The sequence below is a fragment of the Actinoplanes palleronii genome, from assembly GCF_016862315.1.
Classification (GTDB): Bacteria; Actinomycetota; Actinomycetes; order Mycobacteriales; family Micromonosporaceae; genus Actinoplanes; species Actinoplanes palleronii.
This window is the reverse complement of record NZ_BOMS01000110.1, coordinates 1-13,943: the sequence shown is the minus strand read 5'-3', so window position 1 is coordinate 13,943 and position 13,943 is coordinate 1. Positions and strand designations below refer to the sequence as shown.

12 protein-coding genes are annotated in these 13,943 nt (G+C 72.3%); 8 read left to right on the top strand and 4 right to left on the bottom strand.

Annotated features, from left to right (window positions below; translation table 11 throughout):
* The first annotated feature begins 6 nt into the window (after nucleotides 1-6).
* Nucleotides 7-651 carry an MBL fold metallo-hydrolase gene (locus Apa02nite_RS33910; protein ID WP_203828699.1) on the top strand — a complete coding sequence of 215 codons (645 nt, stop codon included), beginning with the start codon at nucleotides 7-9 and terminating at the stop codon, nucleotides 649-651.
* Between the two features lie 202 nt (nucleotides 652-853).
* Here the strand turns inward: Apa02nite_RS33910 and nagA are convergent, their stop codons facing one another.
* From nagA to Apa02nite_RS33895, 3 genes are read right to left on the bottom strand one after another with little or no spacing between them, the layout of a single operon-like run.
* Complete coding sequence (gene nagA / locus Apa02nite_RS33905; protein WP_203828698.1) at nucleotides 854-1,951, bottom strand: N-acetylglucosamine-6-phosphate deacetylase; 1,098 nt, start codon at nucleotides 1,949-1,951, stop codon at nucleotides 854-856.
* Entirely contained in the window at nucleotides 1,948-2,868 is a 921-nt protein-coding gene (locus Apa02nite_RS33900) for an ROK family protein (protein WP_275412560.1), read from the bottom strand. The genes nagA and Apa02nite_RS33900 overlap by 4 nt, the downstream gene beginning before the upstream one ends.
* Entirely contained in the window at nucleotides 2,865-3,797 is a 933-nt protein-coding gene (locus tag Apa02nite_RS33895) for an SIS domain-containing protein (protein WP_203828697.1), read from the bottom strand. Before Apa02nite_RS33895 ends, Apa02nite_RS33900 begins: the two co-directional genes overlap by 4 nt.
* A 191-nt stretch (nucleotides 3,798-3,988) precedes the next feature.
* On the opposite strand from Apa02nite_RS33895, the gene Apa02nite_RS33890 reads away from it, so the two are divergent.
* The 4 genes from Apa02nite_RS33890 (at nucleotide 3,989) to Apa02nite_RS33875 (ending at nucleotide 7,258) form a co-directional block, all read left to right on the top strand.
* Entirely contained in the window at nucleotides 3,989-4,774 is a 786-nt protein-coding gene (locus tag Apa02nite_RS33890) for a DeoR/GlpR family DNA-binding transcription regulator (protein ID WP_067700235.1), read from the top strand.
* Nucleotides 4,775-4,848: 74 nt separating this feature from the next.
* Nucleotides 4,849-5,835 carry an ATP-binding cassette domain-containing protein gene (locus Apa02nite_RS33885; protein WP_067700238.1) on the top strand — a complete coding sequence of 329 codons (987 nt, stop codon included), beginning with the start codon at nucleotides 4,849-4,851 and terminating at the stop codon, nucleotides 5,833-5,835.
* Nucleotides 5,832-6,830 carry an ABC transporter permease subunit gene (locus Apa02nite_RS33880; RefSeq protein ID WP_203828696.1) on the top strand — a complete coding sequence of 333 codons (999 nt, stop codon included), beginning with the start codon at nucleotides 5,832-5,834 and terminating at the stop codon, nucleotides 6,828-6,830. The genes Apa02nite_RS33885 and Apa02nite_RS33880 overlap by 4 nt, the downstream gene beginning before the upstream one ends.
* A 92-nt stretch (nucleotides 6,831-6,922) precedes the next feature.
* Nucleotides 6,923-7,258, top strand: a complete 336-nt coding sequence (locus Apa02nite_RS33875) for a DUF3263 domain-containing protein (RefSeq protein WP_067700243.1) — start codon at nucleotides 6,923-6,925, stop codon at nucleotides 7,256-7,258.
* 26 nt (nucleotides 7,259-7,284) lie between these two features.
* Here the strand turns inward: Apa02nite_RS33875 and Apa02nite_RS33870 are convergent, their stop codons facing one another.
* On the bottom strand, nucleotides 7,285-9,429 hold the full coding sequence (locus Apa02nite_RS33870) for an AAA family ATPase (RefSeq protein ID WP_444978711.1): 2,145 nt from the start codon (nucleotides 9,427-9,429) through the stop codon (nucleotides 7,285-7,287).
* A gap of 213 nt (nucleotides 9,430-9,642) precedes the next feature.
* On the opposite strand from Apa02nite_RS33870, the gene Apa02nite_RS33865 reads away from it, so the two are divergent.
* The 3 genes from Apa02nite_RS33865 to Apa02nite_RS33855 form a co-directional block, all read left to right on the top strand.
* Nucleotides 9,643-12,348, top strand: a complete 2,706-nt coding sequence (locus Apa02nite_RS33865; protein WP_203828694.1) for an alpha/beta fold hydrolase — start codon at nucleotides 9,643-9,645, stop codon at nucleotides 12,346-12,348.
* The gene (locus Apa02nite_RS33860) at nucleotides 12,345-13,208 is read left to right on the top strand and encodes an ABC transporter permease (RefSeq protein ID WP_067700254.1); all 864 of its coding nucleotides are present in this window, start codon (nucleotides 12,345-12,347) and stop codon (nucleotides 13,206-13,208) included. Before Apa02nite_RS33865 ends, Apa02nite_RS33860 begins: the two co-directional genes overlap by 4 nt.
* A gap of 279 nt (nucleotides 13,209-13,487) precedes the next feature.
* A partial coding sequence (locus Apa02nite_RS33855) for a GNAT family N-acetyltransferase (RefSeq protein ID WP_203828693.1) occupies nucleotides 13,488-13,943 on the top strand: 456 nt, incomplete at its 3' end.

Here is a 13,943-nt window from a genome sequence, read left to right as displayed (position 1 = left end):
CCTCGGATGGAACTGATCAAACACGGCCACGCTGGCGTGACGCTGGAGCACGAGGGCCGCCGGCTGGTGATCGACCCGGGCGGTCTGACCCCGGAGGACGTCTTCGCGGGCGCCGGCGCCGTCCTGATCACGCACGAGCACTTCGACCACTTCAGCGGGGAGAAACTGGCCGCCGCGCTGGCCGCCGACCCGGCCCTGCAGGTCTGGACGAACGCCGCGGTGGCCCGCGCGTTCGACGGCGACCCGGCGCGGGTGCACGTGATCGGCGCGGGCGACGCGTTCACCGCGAACGGTTTCGAGGTGCGGGCCTACGGCCAGTGGCACGCCGAACTGCACCCGGACATCCCCCGGGTGGCGAACGTCGGCTTCCTGATCGACGGGACGGTCTTCCACCCCGGCGACGCGCTCACCGTGCCGGACGTGCCGGTGCGCACGCTGCTGGTCCCGATCCACGGCCCGTGGTCCCGGGTCGCCGACCTGATCGACTGGGTCCGCGAGGTCGAGCCGGAGCAGACCCTGGCCATCCACGACGGCGCCCTGAACCCGGTCGGCCTGGCCATGCTCGGCGGTTTCCTCGGCGCCCAGGGCCCCGCCCCGACCGGAGTTCCCTACACCCACCTGACCCCGGGCTCGCGCCACACCCTGCCCTGACCCCCGATCGCGCTCCCGATCGTGTGGGGAGTTTCGGTTCGCTCCGCGCCGAAAGTCCCCACGCAGTGCTTGGTCGCTGGTTGTGTGGGGAGTTTCGGTGCGGTGCGCGCCGAAAGTCCCCACGCAGGGTTGAGCTGCTGGTTGTGTGGGGGGTTTTGGTGCGGTGCGCGCCGAAAGTCCCCACGCAGGGTTGAGCTGCGGGTCAGGGGGCTGGGGGGAGGCCGGCTTGGAGGACCTGTTTGCGGGTCAGGTCGGGGGTGAGGACCACGATGTCGGCGCGGAGGCCGGGGGCGAGGGCGCCGCGGTCGGACAGGCCGAGCAGACGGGCCGGAGTCGTGGACGCCATGGTGACCGCGTCGGTGAGTGACACGCCGGCGGCGACCGCGTTGCGGAGTGCGACGTCCATGGTCAGCGTGCTGCCGGCGATCGAGCCGTCCCGGGACAGCCGGGCCACCCGGTCGGCGACCACGACCGCCTGGCCGCCCAGCTCGTACGAGCCGTCCGGCATGCCGGTGGCGTCCATCGCGTCGGTGACCAGGATCGACCGGGCCGGACCGGCGCTGCCCGCGGCGAACTTCAGCATTCCCGGGTGCAGGTGGATGTTGTCGGCGATCAGCTCGACGGTGGCGGTCGAGGAGAGCAGGCCGACCACCGGGCCGGGTTCGCGGTGGTGCGGCGGGCGCATCCCGTTGAACAGGTGGGTGGCCACGCTCGCGCCGGCGGCGACACCGGCGTGCGTCTGATCGTACGAAGCGTCGGTGTGCCCGATCGCCGCGAGCACCCCGGCGTCCCGCAGGTACGTGATCGCCTCCAGCGCGCCGACCAGCTCGGGGGCGACGGTCATCATCCGTACCGCGCCCTCGCCGACCTTGATCAGCTCGGTGAGCTCGGCGGGCACCGGGTCGCGCAGGTACTGCGGGTTCTGCGCCCCGCACCGCACCGCCGAGAGGTACGGACCCTCGAAGTGGATCCCGGCCAGCACCCCTTCGTCGACGAGCGGCCGGAAGCCGAGCGTCGCCGACCGCATCAGCTCGAACGGCGAGCTGACCAGGCTGGCCAGCATGGTGGTCGTCCCGTGCGCGAGGTGGAACGCCGCCGCCGCGCGGGCCGCCGCCGGGTCACCGGTGGTGAACGTGTGCCCGCCGCCGCCGTGGCAGTGCAGGTCGATGAAGCCGGGCACGATCACGTCGTCGCCGGCGGTGTCGTCCGGGACGATCCCGGCGATGGTCCCGCCGTCCAGGTCGAGGTGGCCGGTGACGATCCCGCCGGGGGTGACGATCCGGCCGGAGATGCGGGTCATGTGGGTGTTCCCAGCGAGTCGAGGGCGAACAGGGCGGCGCCCAGGCAGCCGGCCCGGTCACCCAGGGTGGCCCGGACGATCTCGGGGGTGCGGTGGAACGTGACCCGGCGGGCGAACGCGTCCCGCACCGGGTTCAGCAGGTCGTCGCCGGCCTCGGCCAGCCCGCCGCCGAGCACGATCGCCTCGACGTCGTAGAGCGCCTGCCCGGTGAGCAGCCCGTCGGCGAGCGCCTCGACCGCGTCCTGCCACACCTGGCCGGCCAGTTCCTCACCGGCCGCGGCCCGGGTGGCCACGTCGAACGCGGTCGCGTCGGTACGGCCGGACAGTTCGGCGTACCGTCGTCCGATCGCCCTCGCCGACGCCTCGGTCTCGAGGCAGCCGCGTTTGCCGCAGCCGCAGGCCAGGCCGTCGGGGCGGACCGTGACGTGCCCGATCTCGCCGGCCGCGCCGTGTGCGCCGGAATACCCGGCGCCGTTCACGACCAGCCCGCCGGCGATGCCGGTGCCGATCCCGACGAACAGCACGTACCGCCAGGCGTGCCCGGCGCCGAGGCGGGCCTCGGCCAGCGCGGCGGCCCGTACGTCGTGACCGAGCGCCGCCGGCAGCCCCACCCGCGCGGAGATCAGCTCACGCAGCGGCACGTCGCGGAAGCCGATGTTCGCCGACCAGACCGCCACGCCGTTGACCTCGTCGACCACTCCGGGCACGCCGATGCCGACCGCGACCGGGGTGAGCCCGTCCGCGCGCGCCTTGCCGGCCAGCCCCTCGGCGATCGACAGGATGTTCTCGGTGACCGCGTCCGGGCCGCGTTCGGGCAGCGTCGGGTGGCGTTCCTCGTGGTGCACGGTGCCGTCCGGGCGAACCAGCGCGCATTTCATCCCGGTACCCCCGACGTCGAGGGCGACGACAACCGTCACGGCTGTTCGGGGAGCACGATGGAACGCGTCAGGCCACTCGGGTTGTCCGGGTCGAGGCCCTGGGTGGTGGCCAGCAGCACGGCCACCCGCTGAGCCAGGACCAGGTCGGCCATCGGGTCGAGCGGCGCGCGGCCACCGACCCAGCGGCCGAGCGAGGCGTACCCGCCGTGGTGGCGGCTGTGCACGAACGCCGCGCCGCGGGCCTCCACCTCGTCGGCCAGGCCGGCCGGCACGTCGCCGAACGCCCACACCACGCGGCGCGGGCGGGCGATCGAGATCGGGCCGTGCCGGTAGTCCATGGCCGGGTACGACTCGGTCCAGAACCCGGCGGTCTCCCGGCACTTCAGGGCGGCCTCCTCGGCCAGGCCGACGGTCCAGCCCCGGCCCAGGAACGTGATCTGGTCGGTGAGCGCGGGGTGCACCGGCAGCGGCAGCCGGACGGCCACCTCGGCGTCCATCGCGGCGACCTCGATGTCGTGGCCCAGGTGCGCCCGGAGCAGGGCGAGCACGCTGGTGGCGAAGCGGGTCTGCACGACCGACTGCTCGTCGGCGAAGTCCAGCACGACGGCGTGCCCGGCGATCTCGACGGCCGGCTGGGCCGGGTCGGCGGTGATCACGGTGACCGGGGTGTTCTGGCCGACCTCGCGCATCACGTCGAGGGTCTCGGTGGTGGTGCCGGAGCGGGTGATCGCGATCAGGCGGTCGTACCGGCGTCCGTGCGGGAAGTCGGAGGCCTGGAAGGCGTCGGTCTCGCCGTGCCCGGCCTGTTCGCGGAGCACCGCGTAGGACTTCGCCATGAACCAGGAGGTACCGCAGCCGACCACGGCGACCCGCTCCCCGCGGGCCGGGAGCCCGGGCGCGTCGGCCAGTTTGGCCGCCTGCCGCCAGCAGTCCGGTTGGCTGGCGATTTCCGCCTTTACGTGCGTCATGCCCTCATCCTCACCGGTTGTGCTGCGCATTCGAGCTCGGTACCCGGGTATTTCGCGCGTTATTGTGCTCATGGCGCTGGCGCGGGGGCAAGTACCCTTCGGCCCTTCGCGCATCGGGTCGCTTTGCTTCCCGGCCTTTCGCGCACTAATGTGCACACACTTATCATGAAACGTGCATCGGGGAGTGTCGGGTGGACCGGTACGCGCGGTGGAATGCCCTGCTCGAGCTACTCACGGACAGTGGCCGGGTAACGGTCGAGGAGGCCGCCGAACGCCTGGACGTCTCCCAGGCCACCATCCGGCGCGACTTCGATCAGCTCGCCCAGCAGCAGATGATCACGCGAACCCGGGGTGGCGCGGTCGCCAACGGCGTCTCGTACGACCTCCCGCTGCGCTACAAGAGTGCCAAGCATTCGGCCGAGAAACAGCGGATCGGCGAGGCTGCCGCCCGGCTGGTCACTCCGGGTACGGTGGTCGGCCTGAACGGCGGCACCACGGTGACCGAGGTGGCCCGGGCCCTGGCGGTCCGGCCGGACCTGAACGCCGGTGGCGAGGGTTCCCAGCTGACCGTCGTGACGAACGCGCTGAACATCGCGAACGAGCTGCTGGTCCGTTCCCGGATGAAGATCGTGGTGGCCGGCGGCGTGGTCCGCCCGCAGTCCTTCGAGGTGGTCGGCCCGCTCGGCGGCGCCCTGCTCCGGGAGGTCACGCTGGACATCGTGCTGCTCGGCGTCGACGCCCTGGACGTCGAGCTGGGCGCCGCGTCGCACCACGAGGGCGAGGCCGCGATGAACAGTCTGATGGTGGCCCGGGCCAAGCGGGTCGTGGTGATCGCGGACTCCTCCAAGCTGGGCGGCCACGCGTTCGCCCGGATCTGCCCGATCACCCAGGTGGAAACACTGGTCACCGACTCCGGCGCGTCCTCCTCGGTGGTCGCCGCGTTCCGTGACGCCGGCGTCGACGTCATCTGCGCCTGACCAGGCCGCGGGCAAAACCAGCAGATACCGCCGACGGCTCCCGGGATTGGCATCGATCACTTAGGGTGCGGCGAATGACCGCCGTACTCGAGATATCAGGACTGCGTAAGACGTATCGCAGCCGTAAGGGTGTCCGGAAGGCGCTGGACGGCTTCGACATGGTGGTGGAGGCCGGTCAGGTGCACGGCTTCCTCGGCCCGAACGGCTCGGGCAAGACCACCACCCTGCGTACGCTGCTCGGCCTGATCAAACCGAACGATGGCCGGATGGCGATCCTCGGCCGGGAGGTGCCCCGGCTGCTGCCGGAGGTGGCCGGCCAGGTCGGCGCGATCGTGGAGAGCCCGCAGTTCTTCGGCAACTTCACCGCCGAGACCACCCTCTCGCTGCTCGCCGACGCCGGCGGGGTGAACCCGCACCGGGTGCCCGCGGTGCTCGAGCTGGTCGGTCTCCGGGACCGGTCCAAGGAGCGGGTGAAGACCTACTCGCTCGGCATGAAGCAGCGCCTCGCGGTGGCGTCCGCGCTGCTCAAGGAGCCGAAGCTGCTGATCCTGGACGAGCCGGCCAACGGCCTGGACCCGGGCGGCATCCGGGAGATGCGCACGCTGATGCGCACCCTGTCCGAGTCCGGGATGACGGTGCTGCTCTCCAGCCACATCCTCGGTGAGATCCAGCTGATCTGCGACTCGGTGACGATCATCGCGGCCGGGCGGCGGGTGACGAGCGGCTCGGTCTCCTCGGTGCTGGCCACCCATGCCTCGGCGACGGTCAAGGTGCGCCTGGAACCGGGTGTCGACCTGGCCGGCGCGGCTGCGGTGCTGCGGGCCGCGGGCGCCGCGGTGACCCTGGAGAAGGACCACTTCACCGTGGGGAACGCCAGCAACCCGGCTCAGATCACCAAGCTGCTGGCCGAAAAGCAGATCTACGTCGCCGAGCTGACTCCGGTCTCGGCCGACCTCGAGGACGTGTTCCTCGAACTCACCGGCACCGCGCCGGTCGACGGGGCGAACCGGCAGGTCGACCAGGTGGCGGCGACGACGACGCAGGGCGGGTGGGGTCAGTGAGCCTGTACAAGGCGGAGACGCGCCGGCTGGTAAAGCGCCGTTTCACCAGGTTCTTCGTGCTCCTCACGGTGCTCGTGCTCGGGCTGGTCGCGGCGGGCGTGGCGTACTCGAACGAGAAGGTCACCCCGGCGTCGCTGCAGGCCGCGCAGGCCCGCGCGGACAGCAGCTTCGCGGAGGACACCAAGTCCGCCGAGCGGGACCGGGCGGACTGCGCCACCAACCCCAGCCGGTACGGCGGGGACTGCGACAACCTCTGGACCCCGTCGAAGGACGACTACCAGGCGGCCAACTACCTGACGTCGCAGTTCGACTTCCGGGACAGCTTCCCGGCCATGCTGATCACGCTCGCCGCCCTGCTGGCCCTGGTCGCGTTCGTCATCGGCGCGTCCTTCGTCGGCGCCGAGTGGAACAGCGGCGGCATGATGAACCTGCTGCTCTGGCGGCCGCAACGGGTCCGCGTGCTGTCCACCAAGCTGGCCGCCCTGCTGGTCTCGCTGACCGGCCTGACCGTGGTGGTCGGTGCGGCCTGGACCGGCCTGTTCTGGCTGATCGCGAATCTGCGCGGCACCACCGAGCGGATGACCTCCGGCGTCTGGCAGTCGATCGGCCTGATGGGCCTGCGCGGACTGGCCCTGGTGCTGGTGGCCGGTGCGATCGGGTTCGCCGTCGCGTCGATCGGCCGGCACACGGCGGCGGCACTGGGCGCGGCGATCGGGGTGATCGTGGTGTTCCAATTCGGTCTGGCGATCGTGCTGGAACTGGCCCGGGCCCGGTTCTACGAGGCCTACCTGTTGCCGGCCTGGTTCGTGGCCTGGATGTTCAAGTCCTACGAGGTGTACGACACCTACGGACCGTGTGAGTACTCCGCCACCGACGGCTGCACGCCGGCGTCCTTCACCATCACCTGGCAACTGTCCGGGTCGGTGGTGGCCGGTCTGACGATCATCATTGTGGGTGCCGCAATGTGGACGATGCGTAAGCGTGACATCACCTGATGTAACGTTCGCGAGGGTCATCGGCGGCGATTATGCTGGTGATCCTCGCGAAGACATCCGTGCCGACCAATACCTTGCCTCCGGGGAGTGCCATGCAGCCCGCCGCCGAACCGACCGGTGACCAGCCGGTCGAGGAGCAGCAGCACATCCCTGCCCCGCGCGCCGCCGAGCCCGACGCGCCGCCGGCGCCGGCACCGGCCGCTCTCACCGAGCGGGACCTGGAGATCCTGGCCTTCGAGGCCAAGTGGTGGAAGCACGCCGGCGCCAAGGAGCAGGCGGTCAAGGACTCCTTCGGTCTCTCCTCGACCCGGTATTACCAGCTGCTCAACGCCCTGCTGGACAACCCGGCCGCGCTCGAGCACGACCCGGTCCTGATCGGCCGCCTGCGGCGTCTGCGATCGGCCCGGGCCCGCACTCGGCGCCGTTGACCGGTCCGCTCACGGTTGATGTTTTCTCACGGTTGGTGACTTTCCGCGTACGACGCCAGCCACGCGACCTGGTCCTCCTCCAGTGACGGACGCACCCGCTTGCGCGCGGTGTCCACGTTGGCGGCGGTGACCGTGGCGGCCTCCAGCGAGTCGCGCATCGCGGCCAGCGCCGCCTCCCGGATCAGCGCCGAGCAGTCCGCCGCCGAGAAACCCTCGAGTTCCGCCCCGAGCGCGTCCAGGTCGACCGACGTGTCCAGCGGCACCGCCCGCGACGACGCCCGCAGGATCGCGGCCCGGGCCGGTCCGTCCGGCGGCGGCACGTAGACCATCCGCTCCAGCCGGCCGGGCCGCAACAGCGCCGGGTCGATCAGGTCCGGCCGGTTCGTCGCACCGATCACCACCACGTTGCGCAGGTCCTCGACCCCGTCCAGCTCGGTGAGCAGTGCCGCGACCACCCGGTCGGTGGTGCCGCCGTCGGTGCCCTGGCCCCGGCGCGGCGCCAGCGCGTCCACCTCGTCCAGGAAGATCAGGGTCGGCGCGGCCTCCCGGGCCCGGCGGAACAGCTCCCGGACCGCCCGCTCGCTGTCACCCACCCACTTGCTGAGCAACTCGGCGCCCTTGACCGAGAGCACGTTCGCCTTGCCGGTCCCGGCGATCGCCTTGACCAGGTACGTCTTGCCACAGCCGGGCGGACCGTAGAGCAGCACCCCGCGCGGCGGGGTGACCCCGAGCCGGGCGAACGTGTCCGGATAGGTCAGCGGCCACAGCACCGACTCGGTGAGCACCTGCTTGACCTCGACCATGTCGCCGACGTCGTCGAGGGTCACCGCGGCCACCTCCAACGTGGAGTCGGCCATCGAGGTGGGCTTGACCACGTCCAGGGCGTCCTCGAAGTCGGCCATGGTGACCGCCAGCGGACCCTCGGCCCCGTCCCGCGCGCCGACGTGCCGCAGCGCGGTCCGGACCGCGGCCTCCCGGACGAGCGCGCCGAGGTCGGCCACCACGAACCCGGGTGTCCGGCCGGCCACCTCGTCCAGGCTCACGTCGTCGGCCAGCGTCATCGGGTGGGTCAGCACGTTCAGCTGCTCGCGCCGCATCGCCAGGTCGGGCAGGGGCACGCTGAGCTGCACGGCGAGCCGGCCCGGGGCACGCAGCGCCGGGTCGACCGCCTCCGGCTTGCTGGTGGTGCAGACCACCGCGGCACCGGCGGCGAGGGCCTCGGCCAGCACCTTCTGGAAGACCGTGGCCAGCGGGCCCGGCTGGTCCCGGGGCGCGAGCGCCTCCACGTCCGAGATCAGCAGGACGGTGGGCCCGGCACCCGGCACGTCACCGGCCAGGTCACGCAGGAGACGGGCGGCCGCGTCGTTGGTCAGGGCGGCCAGTTCGGGTGCCCAGATCGTACGAACAGAGGCATTGACCTGGGCCGAGACGGCCCGGACCAGAGCGGACTTCCCGGACCCGGCCGGTCCGGAGATCAAAACGCCGAGGCTGACCGCGGTGCCGACCCGGGCCAGCACCTCGCGGTGGTGAAAGCCCAGGTCGAGCAGCTCCTCCAGCTCCTTGGCCTGCGGCCGGAGGGTGGGCAGGTGATCGAGGCTGACCGGGGCGTCCTCCGGGACGCCGAACGTGGCGGGCAGCTCCGGGCGGACGATCCGGAGCGCGACGGTGCCACCCCGCGGTGCCGTCGCCGCGCCGTCCTGCCAGGCCACCTCGGTGTCCGCGCCGACCAGCGCGGCGTCCGCGCCCTGCACGTCGACCACCCGCACCAGCGCGCTGGTCCAGCCGTAGCTCATCCGGTTGGACAGGCTGTGCCGGGCCGCCTCGACCAGCGACCGGTTCTCCGCCGTCGGCAGCACGTCCTGCGGCAGCAGCGACACGTCGTCGCCGGGGCTGACCATCTTGCCGAGCAGCGCCAGCCGCAGCAGCTCCGGCGAGACCACCGCGACGACCTCGGCCGGCCCGGCCAGGGTCACCCGGCGTGCCGGCCCGGCCGGGATCGAGGCGACCCTGACCTGCACACCGTCCCGCCCGCCGAGGTTGCCGAGGGTGAGGTCGTCGGCGTAGAGCAGGGTCCAGGTCTCGCTCTCCTCGGCCCGGAGCGCGATCGCGGCGGTGGTCCGCGTCCCGGCCAGCCGCACCGGGTCACCCGGCTCCAGCTTCAGCGCCGTCATCACCCCGGGGTGCAGCCGGACGACGCCGCGCCGGGCCTCCAGGGCCGCGAGCTGCGGGGTCGCGGTCAGGGGGATCTCGTCTTCCACCGCGGGTGCTCCGATCGTCCGGTCTCCGAGCGTCCACGCTATCCGCACCGGGCTCGCCGGACCGTCCCCTTGATCTTGTGGGGCTTCACAGCCGCTGCTCAGGCGGGCCCGGATAGGTTGAGCGCCATGTCAAGGTTCCCCCGGGTGACCCGGCGCCGGGCGGTCACCGCCGCGGTGGTGCTCGTGCTGCTCGCTGCCGCGACCGTGTGGGCGGTGCTGCCCGAGCGGGCCGCCTGGACCGCGCAGGATCTGCGGATCACGGTCCGGTCCGGCCCAGGCGGTGACGAGCCGGTCGAGCTGGACGCCCGGTTCCTGCTGCCCCGGGACCGTTCCGGCAAGGTGCCCGCGGTGCTGCTCGCGCACGGTTTCGGCGGCACCAAGGCCTCGGTGAGCTCCGACGCCGAGTCGCTGGCCGAGCGTGGTTACGCGGTGCTCACCTGGACCGCCCGCGGGTTCGGCAAGAGCACCGGCGAGATCCACCTGGACAGCCCGGACTACGAGGTGAAGGACGCGCAGCGGCTGCTCGACTGGCTGGCCGCCCGCCCCGAGGTGCAGACCGACGCGACCGGCGACCCCCGGGTCGGCGTGGTCGGCGGGTCGTACGGCGGCGCCCTCGCCCTGCTGCTGGCCGGCCAGGACCAGCGCGTCGACGCGATCGTCCCGTCGATCACCTGGAACGACCTGAGTCACGCCTTCCTCCCGCAGTCGGCGAGCACCGACGCCACCGGGGTGTTCAAGAAGGGCTGGGCCGGCGTCTTCTTCGGCGGCAGCGCGGGTGGTGACAACCCGGCCTGCGGGCGGTTCGCCGCCGACGTCTGCGCCACCTACCTCTCGATGGCCACCACCGGTGTCCCGGACGCGACGAGCCTGGCCCTGCTGCGCCGGTCCAGCCCGGCCACCGTGCTCGACAAGATCAAGGCACCGACGCTGCTGATCCAGGGCGCTGTCGACACGCTCTTCCCGCTCTCCGAGGCGGACGCCAACGCCAAGGGCATCGCGGCGGCGGGCACCCCGGTCAAGGTGGCCTGGTTCACCGGCGGCCACGACGGCGGCGCCGGCCCCGGCAACGACCAGGACCGGGTCAAGTTCCTCACCGTCCAGTGGCTCGACCACTACCTGCAGGGCAAGGGGAGCACGCCGAGCGGCGACTTCACCTTCTCCCGGGTGGCCGGGTTCTCCGCGCTCGACCGCGATCTGGTCACCAACGGGTATTCGACGAAGGCGTACCCCGGACTCACCGGAACCGGCGCCGCGGACCTCGCCCTCACCGGATCGGCGCAGCCGATCGCGAACCCGCCGAACGGCAACCCGGCGGCCATCTCCGCGCTTCCCGGCCTCGGCAGCCGGCTCAGCTCGCTGCTCAGCGGCAACGTCGCCACCGACGTGCCGGGGCAGCACGCCACGTTCGACACCGCGCCGCTGACCGGCGCGATCGAGGTGGCCGGCTCGCCGACGGTGCGGCTGCGGGCCGCGTCGCCGACCGGCGAGGCGGTGCTCTTCGTCAAGCTCTACGACCTCGACCAGAACGGTTCGCCCACGCTCAGCGCCGGCCTGGTCGCCCCGGTCCGGCTGACCGGCCTGCCCAAGGACATCGCCGCGGCGCAGCCGGTGACCGTGACCCTGCCGGCGATCGTCCGGCAGCTCGAGCCCGGGCACACCCTGCAGGTCGTCGTGGCCACCTCCGACCAGGGGTTCCTCACTCCGGTCGCGCCGACGACGTACACCGTCGCGATCGACGGGCAGCTGACGCTGCCCACCCTGGTGGGCACGGCGATCGCCTCGCCCGCGACCCTCTGGTGGTACGCCCTGGGCGCCCTGATCGTCGCCCTCCTACTCGGCCTCACCCTGCTCCTGCTGGTGCGCCGGGCCCGCAGCCGCCGCCGGGTCACCTCGGTGACCGCCGAGTACGCGGACACCCCGCTGGTCGTGCTCGGCCTGCGCAAGGCGTACGACGACGGCTTCGTGGCGGTCGAGGAGATCGGCTTCACGGTCGAGCGCGGCCAGGTCGTCGGCCTGCTCGGCCCGAACGGCGCCGGCAAGACCACCACGCTGCGGGTGCTGATGGGCCTGACCAAGCCGACCGCCGGCGAGATCTACGTCTTCGGGCACCGGCTGGTCCCCGGCGCGCAGATCCTGTCCCGGGTCGGCGCGCTCGTCGAGGGTCCCGGCTTCCTGCCGCACCTGACCGGCGCGCAGAACCTGCGGGCGTACTGGGAGGCCACCGGCCGCCCGTGGGCCGACGCCCGGTTCGAGGAGGCCCTGGAGATCGCCGGCCTGGGCACGTCGGTGCACCGCCGGACCAAGAACTACAGCCACGGCATGCGCCAGCGGCTGGCCATCGCCCAGGCCATGCTCGGCCTGCCCGAGCTGCTGGTGCTCGACGAGCCGACCGACGGGCTCGACCCGCCGCAGATCGCCGAGATGCGCCGGGTGCTGCAGCGGTACGCCACCGACGGCCGGGCCGTGCTGGTCTCCAGCCACCTGCTCGCCGAGGTGGAGCAGACCTGCACACACGCCGTGGTGGTGAACAAGGGCCGGATCGTGGCGTCCGGCCCGGTCGACGACATCGTCGGCGAGTCGCCGTCGGTCGCCATCGAGGTGACCGACGTGCCGGCCGCCACCGAGATCCTCAGCGGTCTCGGCGTCCGTTCGGTGACACCGGACGGCGCGAGCGGCCTGATCGTCGACATGAACGGCACACCCCGCGCCGAGCTGGTGGCGTCGCTGGTGCGTGCCGGTGTCGGAGTGGACCGGGTGGTGCCGCGGCGCCGCCTGGAGGACGCGTTCCTGGCCCTGGTGGGCGACAACTCCCGGGGGAGTGGAGACCGATGAGCACGTCGATCGCGGTGGGCTACCGCCCGTCCCGGACCCTGCCGATCGTGGCCGAGATCCGCCGGCAGGCGTCCCGGCGGCGCACCCAGCTGGCGCTCGGCTTCATGGTGCTGCTGCCCCTGATCATCCTGGCCGCCTTCGAGTTCGGCGGCGGCAGCGGCGACGACGACGGCAACGGCGGCGGGGCGTTCAGCAGCCTCGTCGACCTGGCGACGTCCGGCGGGCTGAACTTCGCCCTGTTCTGCCTCGCGGTCTCGGCCGGTTTCCTGCTCGTGGTGGTCTTCGCGCTGTTCGCCGGCGACACCGTGGCCAGCGAGGCGAGCTGGGGCAGCCTGCGCTACCTGCTGGCGATCCCGGTGCCGCGGGCCCGGTTGCTCGCGGTCAAGCTGATCGTGGCGCTCGGGTACTCGTTCGTCGCGCTCTTCCTGCTGGCCGGCACCGGTCTGCTGGTCGGCACGCTGCGCTACGGCTGGCATCCGCTGGGCAGCACCATCGCCGCGCAGATCCCGCCCGGGCAGGGTGTGCTGCGACTGCTCGGCATCCTGGCGTACCTCGCGGTGATCCTGCTCGTGGTCGCCGGCCTGGCCTTCCTGCTCTCGGTCCTGACCGACGCGGCACTGGGCGCGGTCGGTGGCGCCGTGCTGCTCTGGATCCTGTCCAGCATCCTCGACCAGATCACCGCGCTCGGCTCGATCCGCAACGCCCTGCCGACGCACTACAGCGACGCGTGGATGGGTTTGCTCTCCACCCCGGTCCAGACCGAGGACCTGGCGAAGGGCGCGATCTCGGCGCTGGTCTATGCGACGGTTTTCTGGGGTTTGGCGTTCTTCCGCTTCACCCGCAAGGACGTCACTTCCTGACTACTCCCTGTCGCGGGCCGGATCGCTTGTGGCCCGCGGGTCGATCGTCTTCCGGTCGCTTGCGGCGGCGTGATCGTCCTCCGTGTGGCTTGCGGCGGCGTGATCGTCTTCCGGGGTGGCTTGTGGCGGCGTGATTGCCTGTCGGTCGCTTGGCGCGGCGTGATCGTCTTCTGGGTGCTTGGCGTGGCCTGATCGTTTTCGGTCATCGCGGTCGCGGCCTGATCGCTTTCGGTCCGCATTCGCATTGACCCGGGGCCCGGGCGGTCGCAGGATCGGCTGATGGCCGATGTCCTTCTCCGCCCGGCTGCGCCGGACGACGCCGCCGCGGTGGTCGCGCTGAGCGGTCTGGTCCACCCCTATCTGGTACGCGGTGAAGCCGCCATCCGCCGCACGATCACCCAGCCCCCGCCCGGCGAGGACTGGACCGCCTTCGTCGCCGTGTCGGACGGCGCACCGGTCGGCTGGGTGGCGGCGATGCGCAACCCGCGATCGGCCGAGCCGGACTTCGGCCAGATCTCCCTGCTCCAGGTCCACCCGGAGGCCCGTCGCCGCGGCATCGGCGACGCCCTCTTCGCCGCGGCCGCCGCCCACCTGCGCGCCGCCGGCATCCGCCGCACCACCGCGATCAGCCGCCCGGACAGCCTGCCCTTCGCCCGCCGCCACGGCTTCCAGCCAAGCCGCGAACTGCGCTTCTCCGCCCTCAACCTGCCCTCCCGGACCTCCTCGTCCGGCTCG

What these genes read in the sequence shown, in the direction of transcription:
- Apa02nite_RS33870 (WP_444978711.1), bottom strand. Translation starts at nt 9,429, where the DNA reads ATGACGGCGCTGAAGCTGGAGCCGGGTGACCCGGTGCGGCTGGCCGGG.
- Apa02nite_RS33895 (WP_203828697.1), bottom strand. Translation starts at nt 3,797, where the DNA reads ATGACGCACGTAAAGGCGGAAATCGCCAGCCAACCGGACTGCTGGCGG.
- nagA (WP_203828698.1), bottom strand. Translation starts at nt 1,951, where the DNA reads ATGACCCGCATCTCCGGCCGGATCGTCACCCCCGGCGGGATCGTCACC.
- Apa02nite_RS33875 (WP_067700243.1), top strand. Translation starts at nt 6,923, where the DNA reads ATGCAGCCCGCCGCCGAACCGACCGGTGACCAGCCGGTCGAGGAGCAG.
- Apa02nite_RS33860 (WP_067700254.1), top strand. Translation starts at nt 12,345, where the DNA reads ATGAGCACGTCGATCGCGGTGGGCTACCGCCCGTCCCGGACCCTGCCG.
- Apa02nite_RS33865 (WP_203828694.1), top strand. Translation starts at nt 9,643, where the DNA reads ATGTCAAGGTTCCCCCGGGTGACCCGGCGCCGGGCGGTCACCGCCGCG.
- Apa02nite_RS33910 (WP_203828699.1), top strand. Translation starts at nt 7, where the DNA reads ATGGAACTGATCAAACACGGCCACGCTGGCGTGACGCTGGAGCACGAG.
- Apa02nite_RS33885 (WP_067700238.1), top strand. Translation starts at nt 4,849, where the DNA reads ATGACCGCCGTACTCGAGATATCAGGACTGCGTAAGACGTATCGCAGC.